Annotated in this window: 15 protein-coding genes; 3 read left to right on the plus strand and 12 right to left on the minus strand. The window is 62.6% G+C overall.

Translation table 11 applies throughout. The features are described 5' to 3' along the window. Positions 1-13: 13 nt before the first annotated feature. The 11 genes from astB to acs all read right to left on the minus strand — a co-directional run bounded on the left by astB (position 14) and on the right by acs (position 13,616). Positions 14-1,363 carry an N-succinylarginine dihydrolase gene (gene astB / locus M1D87_RS19260; protein WP_123083755.1) on the minus strand — a complete coding sequence of 450 codons (1,350 nt, stop codon included), beginning with the start codon at positions 1,361-1,363 and terminating at the stop codon, positions 14-16. Positions 1,364-1,386: 23 nt separating this feature from the next. Further along, on the minus strand, positions 1,387-2,850 hold the full coding sequence (astD, locus tag M1D87_RS19265) for a succinylglutamate-semialdehyde dehydrogenase (protein WP_123083756.1): 1,464 nt from the start codon (positions 2,848-2,850) through the stop codon (positions 1,387-1,389). Beyond that, positions 2,851-3,879 carry an arginine N-succinyltransferase gene (gene astA / locus M1D87_RS19270; RefSeq protein ID WP_013973651.1) on the minus strand — a complete coding sequence of 343 codons (1,029 nt, stop codon included), beginning with the start codon at positions 3,877-3,879 and terminating at the stop codon, positions 2,851-2,853. A 78-nt stretch (positions 3,880-3,957) separates the two neighbouring features. After that, positions 3,958-4,977, minus strand: a complete 1,020-nt coding sequence (gene aruF / locus M1D87_RS19275) for an arginine/ornithine succinyltransferase subunit alpha (RefSeq protein ID WP_013973652.1) — start codon at positions 4,975-4,977, stop codon at positions 3,958-3,960. Positions 4,978-5,123: 146 nt separating this feature from the next. Next, entirely contained in the window at positions 5,124-6,344 is a 1,221-nt protein-coding gene (locus M1D87_RS19280) for an aspartate aminotransferase family protein (RefSeq protein WP_024087502.1), read from the minus strand. A 547-nt stretch (positions 6,345-6,891) separates the two neighbouring features. Continuing rightward, positions 6,892-7,872 (minus strand): transcriptional regulator ArgR, encoded by a 981-nt coding sequence (gene argR, locus M1D87_RS19285; RefSeq protein ID WP_123083855.1) that lies wholly within the window; start codon positions 7,870-7,872, stop codon positions 6,892-6,894. Between the two features lie 97 nt (positions 7,873-7,969). Beyond that, a complete protein-coding gene (locus M1D87_RS19290) occupies positions 7,970-8,734 on the minus strand; it encodes an ABC transporter ATP-binding protein (protein WP_025340127.1) in 765 nt (254 codons plus the stop codon). A gap of 22 nt (positions 8,735-8,756) precedes the next feature. Beyond that, complete coding sequence (locus tag M1D87_RS19295; protein WP_003260115.1) at positions 8,757-9,455, minus strand: ABC transporter permease; 699 nt, start codon at positions 9,453-9,455, stop codon at positions 8,757-8,759. Next, positions 9,452-10,141 carry an ABC transporter permease gene (locus M1D87_RS19300; protein WP_003260113.1) on the minus strand — a complete coding sequence of 230 codons (690 nt, stop codon included), beginning with the start codon at positions 10,139-10,141 and terminating at the stop codon, positions 9,452-9,454. Before M1D87_RS19300 ends, M1D87_RS19295 begins: the two co-directional genes overlap by 4 nt. A gap of 88 nt (positions 10,142-10,229) precedes the next feature. Next, positions 10,230-11,015 (minus strand): ABC transporter substrate-binding protein, encoded by a 786-nt coding sequence (locus M1D87_RS19305; protein ID WP_023661364.1) that lies wholly within the window; start codon positions 11,013-11,015, stop codon positions 10,230-10,232. Between the two features lie 639 nt (positions 11,016-11,654). Beyond that, a complete protein-coding gene (gene acs / locus M1D87_RS19310) occupies positions 11,655-13,616 on the minus strand; it encodes an acetate--CoA ligase (protein WP_023661365.1) in 1,962 nt (653 codons plus the stop codon). Between the two features lie 398 nt (positions 13,617-14,014). Between acs and M1D87_RS19315 the strand changes: the two genes are divergently transcribed. Continuing rightward, on the plus strand, positions 14,015-14,269 hold the full coding sequence (locus tag M1D87_RS19315; protein WP_003260110.1) for a DUF2790 domain-containing protein: 255 nt from the start codon (positions 14,015-14,017) through the stop codon (positions 14,267-14,269). A gap of 141 nt (positions 14,270-14,410) precedes the next feature. On the opposite strand, the gene M1D87_RS19320 is transcribed toward M1D87_RS19315, so the two are convergent. Then, entirely contained in the window at positions 14,411-15,970 is a 1,560-nt protein-coding gene (locus tag M1D87_RS19320; RefSeq protein ID WP_025340129.1) for a sigma-54-dependent phenylalanine hydroxylase transcriptional regulator PhhR, read from the minus strand. Between the two features lie 256 nt (positions 15,971-16,226). Here M1D87_RS19320 and phhA point away from each other — a divergent pair, with 256 nt between their 5' ends. Next, complete coding sequence (gene phhA, locus M1D87_RS19325) at positions 16,227-17,015, plus strand: phenylalanine 4-monooxygenase (protein WP_003260109.1); 789 nt, start codon at positions 16,227-16,229, stop codon at positions 17,013-17,015. 39 nt (positions 17,016-17,054) lie between these two features. Then, positions 17,055-17,411: a 4a-hydroxytetrahydrobiopterin dehydratase gene (locus M1D87_RS19330; protein WP_003254532.1), complete on the plus strand. Its 357-nt coding sequence runs from the start codon at positions 17,055-17,057 to the stop codon at positions 17,409-17,411. Positions 17,412-17,454: the final 43 nt, after the last annotated feature.

The following is a 17,454-nucleotide window of genomic DNA, read 5'->3' on the forward strand; positions in this document are numbered from 1 at the left end:
GCAAAGTCTCTCTTCAAGGTTGGCGTTGGAACGGATACACCGAGCCCAACTTCAGGATCTGGGTCAATTCGTCCAGTGCCGTACGGCATTCCACCAGCAATTGCGGGTCGGCCAGGTCCGCCTCGCCAAGGCGATCGCGGTAATGCTTGTCGACCCACTGCAACAGGGTGTCGTACAGCGAGGCGGTCATGATAACGCCTTGGTTGACCGCTGCCAGTTCCGTTTCCTTCAACGCCACGCGCAAACGCAGGCAAGCCGGCCCACCGCCATTCTGCATGCTCTGCTTGAGGTCGAACACTTTCACCTCCCGCACCGGGCCGCCCTGGCTGGTCAACTGGCCCAGATAGGCCCAGACCCGCTCGTTGTTGCGGCACTCTTCCGGCACCACCAGCAGCATGGAGCCGTCGCCGCGGCTGAGCAGCTGGCTGTTGAACAGGTATGAACGCACCGCGTCCTCTACCGTCACCGCCGCCCGCGGCACGCAGATGGCCTGGAAGTTGCCACCCTTGCTGGCCAGTTTAGCTCGCAGCTGGCCAAGTACCGCGTCCGTCTCGAGGAAAGCGTCCTCGTGGTAGAACAGCACCTCGCCGTTGCCCACAGCAATCACATCGTTGTGGAACACGCCCTGGTCGATTACCGCCGGGTTCTGTTGAGCGTAGACCACGCCGTCATCGCTCAGACCATGCAGCCGGGCCACGGCCTGGGAGGCTTCCAGGGTCTGCCGGGCCGGGTACTTCTGCGGCGCCGGGTAGCGGCTGTCGAAGGCGCTGCGGCCGTAGACGAAGAACTCCACGCCGGCCTCGCCATACGTACGGCAGAAGCGCGTGTGGTTGGCCGCCCCCTCGTCACCAAACTGTGCCACGGCAGGCAGTGCCGCGTGGTGGGCAAAGTGCTTGTCGTTGCTGAACATGGCCCCCAGCACACGGCTGGTGGTCGGGTGCTCGATGCTGCGGTGGTACTTGCAGTTGAGGTTGGCAGCAGTGAAATGCACGCGGCCATCGGCAGTGTCGGCACTGGGGCTGACCGTGGCGGCGTTGGCCACCCACATGCTCGAAGCCGAGCAACTGGCCACCAGCAATGGCATGGCCTCCTTGGCGGCACGCTGGATCACTTCGGCATCGCTGCCGCTGAAGCCCAGGCGGCGCAGTGCAGCCACGTCCGGGCGCTCCTGCGGCGCCAGCACGCCCTGCTTGAAGCCCATGTCGGCCAGCGCTTTCATCTTTGCCAGGCCCTGGCGCGCGGCTTCGCGCGGGTTGGAACCCTGCTGGCTGTTGCTCTGCGAAGCCACGTTGCCGTAGGACAGGCCGCCATAGTTGTGGGTAGGCCCCACCAGGCCATCAAAATTCACTTCGTAGGATTTCATCGGCTAGGCTCCGTGACCTGTTGTTATAGGGTGACGCCCGGCGTCAAGGTTGCCGGCAAGGCAAGGCTGGCGGTCTCCAGCGAAGCCACGGGGTAAGCGCAGTAGTCCGCTGCGTAATAGGCGCTGGCGCGGTGGTTGCCACTGGCACCCACTCCGCCGAACGGCGCACTGCTGGCGGCACCGGTCAGTTGCTTGTTCCAGTTGACGATGCCGGCGCGGCTGCGCAGCCAGAAGTACTGGTAACGGGCGTGGGAGTCGGACAGCAAGCCGGCGGCCAGGCCGTACTGGGTGTTGTTGGCCTCATCGATGGCGGCATCGAAGTCGGCATAGCGGATCACCTGTAGCAGCGGGCCGAAGAACTCTTCGTCCGGGCGCTCGGCCACAGCGGTGACATCGACAATGCCTGGGGTCAGCAGTGCGGCATCGGCCTGCGGCTGGGTCATTTCCAGCAGCTTCACGGCCCCCTTGGCGACCAGTTCGGCCTGGGCCGCAATCAGCGCCCGCGCCGCCTGCAGCGAGATCACCGAACCCATGAACGGCGCCGGCTGCTGGTCGAACGCCCCGACCGTGATGGATCTGCTCACCTCGACCAGGCGCGCGATCAGCGCATCACCCCAGGCGCCTTGCGGCACCAGCAGACGACGGGCGCAGGTGCAGCGCTGGCCGGCGGAAATGAACGCCGACTGGATAATGGTGTACACCGCCGCATCGAGGTCCTTGACCTCGTCCACCACCAGCGGGTTGTTACCGCCCATTTCCAGGGCCAGGATCTTGTCCGGGCGGCCGGCGAACTGCTGGTGCAGCAGGTTGCCGGTGCGGCTGGAGCCAGTGAAGAACAAGCCATCGATACCTGGGTTGGCGGCCAGTGCCACACCCGTTTCGCGCGCGCCCTGCACCAGGTTGAGCACACCCTCCGGCAACCCGGCGGCAATCCAGCAATTGACGGTCAGTTCGGCCACCTTGGGCGTCAGCTCACTGGGCTTGAACACCACGCAGTTGCCAGCCAGCAGCGCTGGCACGATATGGCCGTTGGGCAGGTGACCAGGGAAGTTGTACGGGCCGAACACCGCCACCACGCCATGGGGCTTGTGCCGCAGCACGGCCGTGGCATCGGCCAGCGGGCCGCTCTTTTCGCCGGTGCGCTCGCGGTAGCTCTGCACCGAGATCGCGACCTTGTTGATCATGCTGGTGACTTCGGTCGCCGACTCCCACAGGGGCTTGCCGGTTTCCTCGCCGATGCACTGGGCCATGGCTTCGGCATGCGCTTTCAGTTGCGCGGCGAACTTCTCCAGCACATCGATACGCGCCTCCAGGCTCAATTGCGCCCAGGCCGGGAAGGCCTGACGCGCAGCCTGCACGGCGGCATCCACCTGGCTGGCGTCAGCGCCTTGCCCCTGCCAGACGACGGCTTGCGTGAACGGGTTGAGCGACTGCAGGGTTTCGCCCTGGCCAACCTGCCAATTGCCTGCGATGTAATGCGTGGTCATTTACTGGGCCTCCCGGCTTGCCGACAGCGGCACGGCGCGCACGTTGTCGCCGGCGCCCATGCGCAGGCGCTTGGCGGTCAAGGGGTCGACCACCAGGGTACCGGCAGCCAGCCGCGCAGGTGCGGCCGTGATGCGGCAGTCGTCGCGCTTGCGGTTGTGGATGATGTAAGGCGTCGCGTCATCGCCCGGCGTGCCCACCGCCAGCACCAGGGTCTGGCTCTCGCGTACGGCGCGGATCCTGGAGGTGTCGCACTCGATGGCGGGGCCGGCGTCGAAGATGTCGACGTAGCCCTGGTAGTTGAAGCCTTCCTGCTTGAGCATGGCCAGCGCCGGCTCGGTGTCCTTGTGCACGCGGCCGATCACGTTGCGCGCCGCCTCGGACAGGAAGCAGGTGTACAGCGGGAACTTCGGCATCAGTTCGGCAATGAACGATTTGTTGCCCACGCCGGTGAGGTAGTCGGCCTGGCTGAACTCCATCTTGAAGAAGTGCCGGCCCAGGCTTTCCCAGAACGGCGAGCGGCCCTGCTCGTCGGACATGCCGCGCATTTCGGCGATGATCTTCTTGCCGAACAGCTCGGGGAACTCGGCAATGAACAGCATGCGCGCCCGCGACAGCAGGCGGCCGTTGAGGCCGGAGCGGTAGTCGCTGCGCAGGAACAGCGAGCACAGCTCGGAGTTGCCGGTCAGGTCGTTGGCCAGGAACAGGGTGGGGATTTCGCGGTAGATCTTCAGCTCCTGCGAGGCGCTGACGGTCAGGCCGACCCGATAGTTGTACCAGGGCTCGCGCAGGCCGACGGCACCGGCAATGGCACTGATGCCCACCACCATGCCTTCGTCGTTTTCCAGCACGAACAGGTAGTCGGTGTCGCCACGCTCGGCTTCGCCGCGGAAGCTCTTCTCCGCCCAGCCAACGCGATGCCCCAGGCGCTCTTCGTTGGCCGGCAGCGTGGTCAGCCCGGTGGTACCGGTGCTGCGTGCCAATTCGATCAACGCAGGCAAATCGCTGCTGCGTACAGGACGAACGATCATGCTATCTCCTTTTGCGGCGGCGGCGGCCGGCGCGAAACTCTTCTAACGCATCAATCCCGAAACGTCTGTTGCCAGACCTCAGACCGCAACCAGGCGCACGCTGGCACCCTCGCCCACCCCCAGCGCCTCGGCGGCTGCCGGGCTCAGGCTGACCGGTTTGCCGGGCACCCAGTCCAGGTCCAGCAGCACCGCGCGGTAGTCCTGCAACTGGCCGTTGCACACCAGGTAAGGGCGCCCGCCCTTGACCGGGGCTTCCTCGAGCCTCACCGGCACAACCCGGCTCTGGGCGATCGAGCGGATACCCGAGGTACGCGCATGCAGGGTCGGGCCACCGTCGAAGATGTCGATGTAGTGCTCGGTCTCGAAGCCTTCGCGCATGAGGATGTCGAAGGTAATCTGCGCCCGCGGGTGCACCTGGCCCATGGCTTCCTGAGCCAGGTCAGGCAGCAGCGGCACGTAGATCGGGTAGTGCGGCATCAGTTCGGCGAGGAAGGTGCGGCTCTTCAGGCCGCACAGGCGCTCGGCGTCGGCGTAGTTGAGGTCGAAGAAGTTGCGGCCGATGGCATCCCAGAACGGCGATTCGCCCTGCTCGTCGCTGTAGCCGACGATCTCGGTCACCACCGAGTCGGCGAAACGCTCCGGGTGAGCGGCCATGAACAGCAGGCGGCCACGCGAATTGAGCTCGGCCCAGCCACTGTTCACCAGTTCCGGCAGCACATAGAAGCTGGTCAGCAAGCTGTTGCCGGTCAGGTCATGGCACAGCGACAGCACATGGATCTTGTTGTGGATCTTCAGCTCGCGCGAGGCGTGCACGAAGGTCTCGTTACGAAAGCTGTAGAACGGCTCGGAGTAGCCGGCCGAAGCGACGATGGCCGAGCACCCGGCCAACTTGCCGGTTTCGCTGTCCTCGAGCACGAAGAAGTAGCTTTCTTCACCGTTGAAGCTGACCTCGGCGGCGAAGGAAGTCTCGGATGCGGCGATCTTGTCGCCCAGGCGAGCGGTGTCGTCCGGCAGCGAGGTGACACCAATGGGGCTGTCTGCAGCCATGCGCTGCACTTCGTTCAGATCAGCCATTTGCGCGGGGCGCATCACCAGCATGGTGTCACTCCTTTGGAATCGGGCCGCTCACGGCGGCACGGAAAAACGGCAGATGCACTGGCACCTGCACTGGAATCGGGTATCACCGGCCCGGTACAGACTCGGGCTGAGCCTGCACCGTGGCCGGCAAAGAGACCGCGGGCGGATCAGCCCTTGGTCAGGGTGGCCACGGCGCGCTCGAAGCGGTCCAGGCCTTCGTCGATGTCGGCGTCTTCAACTACCAGGCTTGGCGCGAAGCGGACCACGTCCGGGCCGGCCTGCAGCACCATCACGCCTTCTTTCTCGGCGGCGTTGAGCACGTCCTTGGCCTTGCCTTTCCAGGCCTCGGTCAGCACGCAGCCCAGCAGCAGGCCAACGCCACGCACCTGGCTGAACAGGTTGTACTCCTGGCCGATCTGCTCCAGGCGGACCTTGAAGCGCTCATGCTTGGCCTTGATACCGGCCAGGGTTTCCGGGGTGTTGACCACGTCCAGCACCGCGCAGGCGACGGCGCAGCCCAGCGGGTTGCCGCCGTAGGTGGTGCCGTGGGTGCCGACAGCCAAGTGCTTGGCCAGTTCGGTGGTGGTCAGCATGGCACCGATCGGGAAACCGCCGCCCAGGCTCTTGGCGCTGGTCAGGATGTCCGGGGTAACGCCGTAGTGCTGGTAGGCATACAGCGAACCGGTACGGCCAACGCCGGTCTGCACTTCGTCGAAGATCAGCAGGGCGTTGTGCTCGTCACACAGTTTGCGCGCGCCTTCCAGGTAGGCCTTGTCGGCCGGCACCACGCCGCTCTCGCCCTGGATCGGCTCGATCACCACGGCGCAGGTCTTGTCGGAAATCTGTGCCTTCAGCGCTTCCAGGTCGTTGTACGGCACATGGCTGATGCCGGTGATCTTCGGGCCGAAACCATCGGAGTACTTCGGCTGGCCACCGACGCTTACGGTGAACAGGGTACGGCCGTGGAAGCTGTTCACGGTGGCGATGATTTCGTGCTTTTCCGGGCCGAAGCGGTCGTGGGCAACACGACGGGCCAGCTTGAAGGCGGCCTCGTTGGACTCAGCGCCGGAGTTGCAGAAGAACGCACGGTCGGCAAAGGTGGCGTCCACCAGCTTGTGGGCCAGGCGCAGGGCCGGCTCGTTGGTGAACACGTTGGATACGTGCCAGAGGGTATTGGCCTGCTCGGTCAGGGCCTTGACCAGTGCCGGGTGGCAGTGGCCCAGAGCGTTGACCGCGATGCCACCGGCAAAATCGATCAATTCGCGACCCGACTGGTCCCAGACGCGGGAACCCTCGCCTCGCACAGGAATGAAGGCCGCCGGAGAATAGTTGGGGACCATGACCTGGTCGAAATCGGCACGTTGCACCGGGGCTTGCTCAACGGACATCTGAGTCTCCTGAAGAGGAACGCTGGCCTGGAAGTGGCGAGCGATGGGGGGATTGTAAGGACTGATCCGCGCCTGTCCTTGCGGCCAAGCGACAACTTGTTACAGCGCAAAACCCAGTTTTGACAAGGCTTTCGGCAATGCGACAAACACTGTCGCAATCGCGCAGTGTACGGGAGAGAGGGGGCTGGGTGAACGGGTGTACACGAAGGTTTGTGAGGGGCTGGTTATCTGGTGAATCGTGCGGGATCTCCGGCGAGAGGCGTGTGGCGCCTGCAAGATCGAGCGCCGCCCGCGCGGCGCTTCGCAGCACAAGGCTGCTCCTACATCTGTTTCCGGCCAGTCACGCCTGCACCATCGCACGCGACCGCCTTGTTGGTCCGACGCAATATCGAGGTGAACACCAAGTGGTCGCGCGCCCCCGCCTCAGGAATAACTGGCCCGAAACAGATGTAGGAGCAGCCTTGTGCTGCGAAGCGCCGCGTGGGCGGCGCTCGATTTCCGCCGCACCATCAAACCCAAGGCATACGCCCCGAACCCCCTCAAAATATCAGCCTTTTTCGGCAGGCGCCGAGCTCAGCTCGAACGGGCTGCTGCTACGCCGCTGGTTGCGGTCCTCCCGCGGCGTTGCGCCAAAGAAGTTGCGGTAGGCACTGGAGAAATGCGGCCCCGAGGAGAAGCCGCAGGACAGCCCGATCTGGATGATCGACTTGCTGGTCTGCATCAGCATCTGCCGCGCCTTGTTCAGCCGCAGCTCCAGGTAATACTGGCTCGGCACGCGGTTCAGGTACTGCTTGAAGATGCGCTCCAGCTGCCGGCGCGACACGCACACGTGCTGGGCAATTTCGTCGGTGGTCAGCGGCTCTTCGATGTTGGCTTCCATCAGCAGCACCGCCTGGGTCAGCTTGGGATGGCTGGAGCCCAGGCGGTTCTGCAGCGGAATACGCTGGCGCTCGCCACCCTCGCGAATGCGCTCGACCACCAGCTCCTCCGACACTGCCCCGGCCAGCTCCGCCCCGTGATCACGGGCCAACACTGCCAGCAGCAGGTCGGTCACGGCCATGCCGCCACAAGCGGTCAGGCGATCGCGGTCCCAGTCGAACAGGTGACTGGTGGCGATGACCTTGGGGAAGCGCTCGGCAAAATCATCCTGCCAGCGCCAGTGCACCGCAGCCCGGTAACCGTCGAGCAGGCCCAGCATCGCCAGAGGGTAGACCCCGGCCGACAGGCCGCCAATCATGCAGCCACTGCGCGCCAACTGCTTGAGCGCCGCCGACAACGCAGCCCCCACCGCCAATGGCTGCTCGTCAGACAACAGGAACAGCTTGTGACATCCCTCCAGGCGACCGTTCCACGGCTCGCCCGGCAAACGCCAGCTACCCTCTTGCGCCGGCTCCGCCTGCAGGAAGACCAGATCGTAGACCACCTCCGGGTGCACCCGCTGCGCCACCTGCAACACTTCCTCGGCCAGCGCCAGAGTCAAGGGCTTGGTGCTTGGCCAGATGAGAAAACCGATTCGCTGGGTGGTCATAGGTGCGGTCCGAAACCTGAGGTCGTTCGAGTCTGTGCGCCGGGTCAGGCTGCGCTCGCCGCGCAGCATGCCCTATTCTGGTGCAAAAATGCAGCTTTTACTTCAGGCTGCCGGAGAGGAACTGCTTCAGGCGCTCCGACTGCGGGTTGGCCAGCACTTCGCGCGGGCAGCCGGTTTCTTCCACCAGGCCCTTGTGCAGGAACACCAACTGGTTGGAAACCTCACGGGCAAAGCCCATTTCGTGGGTCACCACCACCATGGTGCGGCCTTCCTGGGCCAGCGCCTGCATCACCTTGAGCACATCGCCCACCAGTTCCGGGTCCAGCGCCGAGGTCGGCTCGTCGAACAGCATGACCTCCGGCTCCATGGCCAGCGCCCGGGCAATTGCCACGCGTTGCTGCTCGCCACCGGACATGTGCCCCGGGAAGGCATCCTTGCGATGAGCGACACCCACCTTGGCCAGGTAGTGCTCGGCCTTTTCCAGGGCCTCCTTGCGATTCACACCCAGCACATGCACCGGCGCTTCGATGATGTTTTCCAGCGCGGTCATGTGCGACCACAGGTTGAAGTGCTGGAAAACCATCGACAGGCGCGAGCGCATGCGCTGCAGCTGACGCGGGTCGGCTGCCTTGAGCGCGCCGTCCTTGCCCGGCACCAGCTTCAACTCTTCGTTGTTGAGCAGGATCTTGCCGGCGTGCGGTTGCTCCAGCAGGTTGATGCAGCGCAGGAAGGTCGACTTGCCCGAACCGCTGGAGCCGATGATGCTGATGACATCGCCTGCCTTGGCCGACAGGGACACGCCCTTGAGCACTTCATGGCTGCCGTAGCGCTTGTGCAGGTCTTGGACTTCGAGTTTGTACATGCTGTCGATTCTCACAAAGCGGTCAGTGCTTGCGCGGCGCCAGGTAGCCGAGCCAGCGGCGTTCGGCCATCTTGAACAGGCGCACCAGGATGAAGGTCAGGCACAGGTAGAACACGCCCGCCGTGATATAGGCCTCGAAAGGCAGGTAGTACTGGGCATTGACCGTGCGCGCAGCGCCAGTGATGTCGATCAGGGTAACGATCGACGCCAGGCTGGTGGTCTGCAGCATCATGATCACTTCGTTGCTGTACTGCGGCAGCGCCCGGCGCAGGGCCGACGGTAGCAGGATGCGCCGGTACATCTTCATGCGCGACATGCCCATGGCCTTGGCCGCCTCGATCTCGCCATGCGGCGTGGCCTTGAGGCTGCCAGCGATGATTTCGGCGGTGTAGGCACTGGTGTTGATGCCGAACGCCAGGCAAGCGCAGAAGGTAGCGCTGGACAGCAGCGGCCACAGGAAGCTTTCGCGCACCGCCTCGAACTGCGCCAGGCCGTAGTAGATCAGGAACAGCTGCACCAGCATCGGCGTGCCGCGGATCACGTAGGTGTAAAGCCACGCCACGAGATTGACCGCTGGCTGCTTGGACACCCGCATCAGGCCCAGCGGAATGGCCGCCAGCAGCCCGAAGAACAGCGAAATCGCCAGCAGCTTGAGGGTGGTCAGCAGGCCGCCGAAGTACATCGGCAGTGCCTCCCAGACGACGTTGTAGTCGAAGATCATAGTTCAGCCACCTTGACGCCAACCGAGTAGCGGCGCTCGAGATACTTCAGGGCCAGCAGCGAGATGCTGGTCAGCACCAGGTACAGGGCCGCCACCGCCAGGAAGAAGGTGAAAGGCTCACGGGTGGCATCGGCCGCCTGCTTGGCCTTGAACATCATGTCCTGCAGGCCCACTACCGAAATCAGCGCGGTGGCCTTGGTCAGCACCAGCCAGTTGTTGGTGAAGCCCGGGATCGCCAGGCGAATCATTTGCGGCACCTGGATGCGGAAGAACACCTGGCGGTTGCTCATGCCATACGCCACGCCCGCTTCGGCCTGGCCTTTGGGAATACCGAGGAACGCACCGCGGAAGGTTTCCGACAGGTAGGCACCGAAGATGAAGCCCAGGGTACCGATACCCGCGATCAGCGGATTCAGGTCGATGTAGTCTTCATAACCGAGCAGCGGCGCAACCCGGTTGATGATGTCCTGCCCGCCATAGAAGATCAGCAGGATCAGGACCAGGTCCGGAATACCACGAATCACCGTGGAATACAGATCGCCCAGCCAGGCCAGCCAGCGCACCGGCGACAAGCGCAGCGCCACACCGATCAGGCCGAGCACGATGGCCAGGGCCATCGACGACAGGGCGAGCTGAAGCGTCAGCCACGCCCCGTCGAGGATGACTGCCCCGTAGCCTTTCAACATGATGAGGTCCTCGACCTAGAGAATGAAAAATGGTGCAAACCTCAGAGCCTCTGCTGTTTGCACCATTGCACAGGTGAAACCCGACGTCTTAGTTCGAGTCTGGACCGTAGATATCGAAGTTGAAGTACTTCTTCTCGATTTCTTTGTACTTGCCGTTAGCACGGATGGCGTCGATGGCAGCGTTGATGCGGTCGACGTTGGCCTTGTCACCCTTGCGCACGGCAATACCGATGCCGTCGCCGAAGTACTTGGCGTCGGTGAAGGCCGGGCCTACGAAGGCGAAGCCCTTGCCGGCGTCGGTCTTGAGGAAGCCGTCTTCCAGCAGGGTAGCGTCGGCCACGGTGCCATCGAGGCGGCCAGCTGCCACGTCCAGGTAGATTTCGTTCTGGGTGCCGTAAGGAACCACGGTGGCACCTTTGGCGCCCAGTACTTCCTTCGCGAAGCGGTCGTGGATCGAGCCGCGCTGCACACCAATCTTCTTGCCCTTGAGCTCATCCAGGCTGTCGCTGACGGCGGTACCTTCCTTCATCACCAGGCGCGCAGGGGTCAGGTAGTAGCGCTTCGTGAAGTCGACCGATTTCTTGCGGTCTTCGGTAATCGACATGGACGACAGGATGGCGTCGATCTTGCGCACTTTCAGCGCCGGGATCAGGCCGTCGAACTCCTGCTCGACCCAGGTGCACTTGGTCTTCATCTCTTCGCACAGGGCGTTGCCGATGTCGTAGTCAAAACCGGCAATGCTGCCGTCTGGCTGCTTGAAGGCGAAGGGTGGGTAGGCGGCTTCGATGCCGATTTTCAACGGTTTTTCATCGGCCTGCGACACCAGGGAAAACACGGACAGCGCCAGGGCGCCAAGCAGTGCGAGCTTCTTCATCAGGTAACTCCATCGGTACGGGGCAATACAAGGCAGGTAACGGCTGCCCGATATGCGAATGGGTACAACGCGAGCCGCGCAGGGTTCGACCAAGGCCGCAGACCACGAGCGAGTGAGTGGCATTTTAACGACAGCCCGGTAGTCGATATTTCTTCAAAGCGACAACTACTTACAGAAGCGCTTGAAACGGCAACGGGCGATGTTGACAGCCATTGCAAAATATGCAAGAGCGCAAGAAATAGAACCTATAGTACTAGCAATTCCCGGGCCTATTATTGGCAAAGCCTTGTATTACGGCAAGTGCAGCGTGCCGGGTCGCAAAAAACACTGCGAAAACGCACCGAAACAGGCCGGATTTGTTTCCTGGCGCCCCGATGTTGTGCGACGCCGGTGACAGAACAGTTACCGATGAATGTCGGGTAACAGTAAAGCAAAAACCCCGCCGGTTGCCCGGGCGGGGTTCTTGTTGGCTGGCCTCACTGATACAACACAGCCCTCAGGCATATACCTCACCCTGTGGGAGCGGCTTCAGCCGCGAACACCGGCAACGCCGGTGCCATCCACCGCGCTGGGTTCTTCGCGGCTAAAGCCGCTCCCACAGAGATAGCGCAACGCCTCCAGCGTTTGCGAGCTTCGCTATCAGGCCGAAGCCAGGCTCATGGCCTTGTGGGTATCGATCAGGTGCTGCACCACACCCGGGTCGGCCAGGGTCGAGATATCACCCAGGGCATCGTACTCACCGGTGGCAATCTTGCGCAGGATGCGGCGCATGATCTTGCCCGACCGGGTCTTCGGCAGCCCCGGCGCCCACTGGATCACATCCGGCGAGGCGATCGGGCCGATTTCCTTGCGCACCCAGTTCTTCAGCTCCAGGCGCAGCTGCTCGCTGGCCTCGATACCGGCATTCAGGGTGACATACACATAGATGCCCTGCCCCTTGATGTCGTGCGGCACACCCACCACCGCGGCCTCGGCCACTTTCGCATGCGCCACCATGGCGCTTTCGATTTCGGCAGTACCCATGCGGTGACCGGACACGTTCAGCACGTCATCCACGCGACCGGTGATCCAGTAGTAGCCATCCTCGTCGCGGCGCGCACCGTCGCCGGTGAAGTACATGCCACGGAAGGTCTTGAAGTAGGTATCGACGAAACGGTCGTGGTCGCCGTACAGCGAACGCGACTGGCCCGGCCAGGAATCGAGGATCACCAGGTTGCCCTCGGCAGCGCCCTCGATCAGGTTGCCCAGGTTATCCACCAGCGCCGGCACCACGCCGAAGAACGGACGCGTTGCCGAGCCCGGCTTGAGGCCGGTGGCGCCAGGCAGCGGGCTGATCAGGATGCCGCCGGTCTCGGTCTGCCACCAGGTGTCGACGATCGGGCAACGCTCCTTGCCCACGGCCTTGTAGTACCAGTTCCAGGCTTCGGGGTTGATCGGCTCACCCACCGAGCCCAGCAGGCGCAGGCTGGAGCCATCGGCACCTTCGACTGCAGCCTGCCCTTCGGCCATCATCGCGCGGATAGCGGTTGGCGCGGTGTACAGGATGTTGACCTTGTGCTTGTCGATGATCTTCGACACACGAGTGATGTCCGGGTAGTTCGGCACGCCCTCGAACAGCAGGGTGGTGGCGCCGTTGGCCAGCGGGCCATAGACGATGTAGCTGTGGCCAGTGACCCAACCCACGTCGGCGGTGCACCAGTACACCTCGCCCGGGCGATAGTCGAACACGCGCTCATGGGTCAGCGCGGCGTATACCAGGTAGCCGCCGGTGGTGTGCAGCACGCCCTTCGGCTTGCCGGTGGAGCCGGAGGTATAAAGGATGAACAGCGCCTCCTCGGCACCCATCTCTTTCGGCGCGCAATGGCTGGAGGCGACTTTCATCAGGTCTTCGTACCAGATGTCGCGGTGCTGGTGCCAGGCAATGTCGCCCCCGGTGCGCTTGCACACGATGATCTTCTGCACGCTGTTGGTTTCAGGGTTGGTCAGCGCCAGGTCGACGTTGGCCTTGAGCGGGGTACGGCGACCACCGCGCACGCCTTCGTCTGCGGTGATCACGACCTTGGACTTGCAGTCGATGATACGGCCGGCCAGCGCTTCGGGTGAGAAGCCGCCGAACACCACCGAGTGAATGGCACCGATACGGGCACAGGCCAGCATGGCGACCACGGCTTCGGGGATCATCGGCATGTAGATGGTGACCACGTCACCCCGGTGCACATCCTGGCCACGCAGGGCGTTGGCGAACTTGCAGACCTGCTCGTGCAGTTCACGATAGGTGATGTTGCGGTGTTCGGAAGGGTCGTCGCCTTCCCAGATGATGGCCAGCTGGTCACCGCGCTCTTCGAGGTGGCGGTCCAGGCAGTTGGAGGAAACGTTCAGAGTGCCGTCGGCGAACCATTTGATATCGACGTGATGGTCGTCGAAGGAGGTCTGCTTGACCTTGGTGAATGGCTTGATCCAGTCGATGCGCTGGGCCTGCTCGCGCCAGAAGCCGTCCGGGTTGATCACCGATTGCTGGTACATGGCCTTGTAGGTGGCCTCGTCGGTCAGGGTGGTGGCCGCAACCTCGGGACGAACGGGATACAGTGGAGCCGCACTCATCTGTGTTACCTCGGTGTAATAGTTGTTTTTGTATGGAACCGTTTGTAACTGTACCAGAGCGACAAAAGCCATTCGACGTTGGTAGTAATTTGGTACGCCCGTCCCGACAAAGCGCTCTGGCACGCACCTTAGAGCCCAGGCGAGAAATTACGGGCGCGGTTTACCAGAGGATTGTTACAGATTCTGTCAAAACACTTTATCAAAAGACCCACTGTTTCGGCCTTGGCCTCAGCCATAAAATTCACCTCGCCAGCAACGGCAAGGCGATTAACAACTGGTAACAGCCCCCACGAAGGCAAGCGTTAATCCCCCTCCAAACCTGATAGTTAAAACTAGCAATACTCGCGGCGCCATAAGCGCCGCGTGCCCCCTCACGACCTTAGACAGGTAAATTGAAAATGAAAGCTTTACTGGTATTGGTACTTGGCAGTCTTTGCGGCGCGGCGATGGCCGGCGAAGCCAAAGATGCCGAGCAGATTCCGGTTGAACAGTACAGTTACTCGCAGCACCTGGACATTGCCCGCGTCATTTCCATGAGCGAAGTGCCCAATGTGTGCGAAGTCGTGCCAGCCCGCATGACCTACGAAGACTCCAAGGGCCAGAAGCACATTCTCGAATATCGCGTGATGGGGAACGGCTGCTCGAACGGCTGATACCTTGTGAATTTGGGGCCCTGCGGGCCCCTTTCGCGACACAAGGCCGCTCCTACATTGATAGGCGTACGCAGGCCTTTGTAGGAGCGGCCTTGTGTCGCGAAAGGACTGCGCAGCAGTCCCGCCTTTTATAAAGGCGGATTAATCTGCAGACTTGCCAAGTGAATAATCCCTCAACTTGTTGGCAATAGTAGTATGCGAAACACCCAGTCTTTTACCTAAAGCCCGACTACTCGGGAATTCCCCCATCAAACTTTCCAGCACCGCTTTTTCAAAGCGCCCGACAATCTGCGAAAGATCCCCGTCCAGCGAAAACTCACCCAGCGGTTGGCGCACGCCGTAATCCGGCAAACGTATATGTTCACTTTTGACCACGCCGCCTTCGCATAACGAAACCGCCTGGAACAACACGTTTTCCAACTGCCTTACATTACCCGGCCAATGATATTGGCCAAGTTTGTCCATCGCCGCCGGCGCCAGGCGCGGCATGGCGCAGCCGATCTGTCGGCTGGCCTGGTCGAGAAAGTGCTGTACCAGCCCTTCCAGGCCATCCATGCATTCGCGCAATGGTGGAATGTGCAGCGACAACACATTGAGCCGGTGATACAGGTCCTGACGAAACTCGCCCCGGGCACACAATTCGGACAAATCCACCTGGGTCGCGCAGATCACTCGCACATCCAGGTACACCTCTTCATCGCTGCCTACGCGGCGGAAGCAGCCATCTTGCAGAAAACGCAGCAGCTTCACCTGCAAGCGCGGGCTCATCTCCCCTACCCCGTCGAGAAACAGCGTGCCACCGGCGGTCAGTTCCAGCAGCCCCAGCTTGCCCTCGGCCCGCGCCCCTTCGAATGCCCCGGGGCCGTAGCCGAACAGCTCGGTCTCGGCCATCGACTCGGGCAACCCGGCGCAGTTGAGCGCCATCAACGGCGACTGGCCGCGCGGGCTGGCCAAGTGGCAGGCACGCGCCAGCAACTCCTTGCCGGTGCCGGTCTCGCCCTCGATCAGCAATGGTGCGTCCAGCGGCGCCATGCGCCGCGCCTCGCGCACCACCGCAGCCATCACCCGCGAGCTCTGAAAGATACTGTCGAAACCGCGCAGCTCCTGCTTGCGCACGTTATAGATGCGCTCACCGATACGGTCGGCGCGGTGCAGGGTCAGCACCGCGCCGGCCAGCGCCTCGCTGTCGTCGTGCTCGGACTGCAGCGGCGCGATATCGGCCAGGAACACATCGCCCTTGACCTTGATGCGCAGGCCGTTGATGCGCGACTTGTTGGCGCGCACCAGCTCTGGCAGGTCGAAGTCCTCCACATAGCGCGCCAGCGGCATGCCCGGCACCTCGTCCACCCGCACCCCCAGCAGCTGCGCAGCGGCACGGTTGGCGGCGACGATGCTGCCGCCCATGTCGATCGACAGCACCGGGAAGTCCAGCGCCCCCAGCAGCGCATTCAGCTCCATGTGCCGGCGCTCGCTGGGCATCAGCCCCACGCGCTTGACACCGAATACCCCGGCAATCGCCTCGAACTTCGGCCGCAGCGCCTGGAACTGCAGATTGATCAGGTTCGGGCAATGCAGGTAGATGGCGTTGCCATGGTCACCACCCACCTCGCCGCGCAGCACGTTGATGCCGTACTCCACCAGCAGGTTGAGGATGTCGCGCAGGATGCCAATACGGTTCTGGCAATGCACTTTGATACGCATGAGGGCTCTCGAAGCGCCAATGTTTTTCAACACCGCGCGGAAAAGTCGTAAAGATAAGCTGACAAAAACAGCCGAAGCTTCAGCCAGATGCCTCGGATTTTCCGACACCTGCGCCTTTTTGTAAAATTATCGTTACGAAAACATCGCCGAATGCCGGTCCCGCCCAATGGCCCACCCCGTGCAAAGTGGCCAGCGAAGGGATATTCCTTAGGCATGTCCTGCACATAACAAGAAAAGCCCTCACCAGGAGAGCCACATGAAACAGACGCAATACGTGGCACGCGAGCCCGATGCGCATGGTTTTATCGATTACCCGCAGCAAGAGCATGCGGTATGGAACACCCTGATCACCCGTCAGCTGAAAGTGATCGAAGGCCGCGCGTGCCAGGAATACCTGGACGGCATCGACCAGCTCAAGCTGCCCCATGACCGTATTCCGCAACTGGGCGAGATCAACAAGGTGCTGGGCGCCACCACCGGTTGGCAGGTTGCCCGGGTCCCGGCGCTGATCCCCTTCCAGACTTTCTTCGAACTGCTGGCCAGCAAGCGCTTCCCGGTGGCCACCTTCATCCGCACCCCGGAAGAGCTGGACTACCTGCAAGAGCCCGATATCTTCCACGAGATCTTCGGCCACTGCCCGCTGCTGACCAACCCCTGGTTCGCCGAATTCACCCATACCTACGGCAAGCTCGGCCTGGCCGCGACCAAGGAACAACGCGTTTACCTGGCGCGCCTGTACTGGATGACCATCGAGTTCGGCCTGATGGAAACCGCGCAGGGCCGCAAGATCTATGGCGGCGGCATCCTCTCGTCGCCAAAGGAGACCGTCTACAGTCTGTCTGGCGAGCCCGAGCACCAGGCCTTCGACCCGATCGAGGCCATGCGCACACCGTATCGCATCGACATCCTGCAGCCGTTGTATTTCGTGCTACCGAATATGAAGCGTCTGTTCGACCTGGCCCACGAAGACATCATGGGCATGGTTCACAAAGCCATGCAGCTGGGCCTGCACGCACCGAAGTTTCCACCCAAGGTCGCTGCCTGAGCGACCTTGCCGATAACAACTCGAACCGGAAAACACCACATGAATGCCTTGAACCAAGCCCATTGCGAAGCCTGCCGCGCCGACGCACCAAAGGTCACCGACGAAGAGCTGGCCGAGCTGATTCGCGAAATCCCGGACTGGAACATCGAAGTACGTGACGGCCACATGGAGCTGGAACGCGTGTTCCTGTTCAAGAACTTCAAGCACGCCCTGGCGTTCACCAATGCCGTGGGCGAGATCGCCGAGGCCGAAGGCCACCACCCGGGCCTGCTGACCGAGTGGGGCAAGGTCACCGTGACTTGGTGGAGCCACTCGATCAAAGGCCTGCACCGCAATGACTTCATCATGTGCGCACGCACCGACAAGGTGGCGGAGACGGCTGAAGGCCGCAAGTAAGCACTGAGAAAATGGGGCCCGGTGGCCTAATGCCAGTCAGTTA

This window comes from Pseudomonas sp. SA233, from assembly GCF_054792385.1.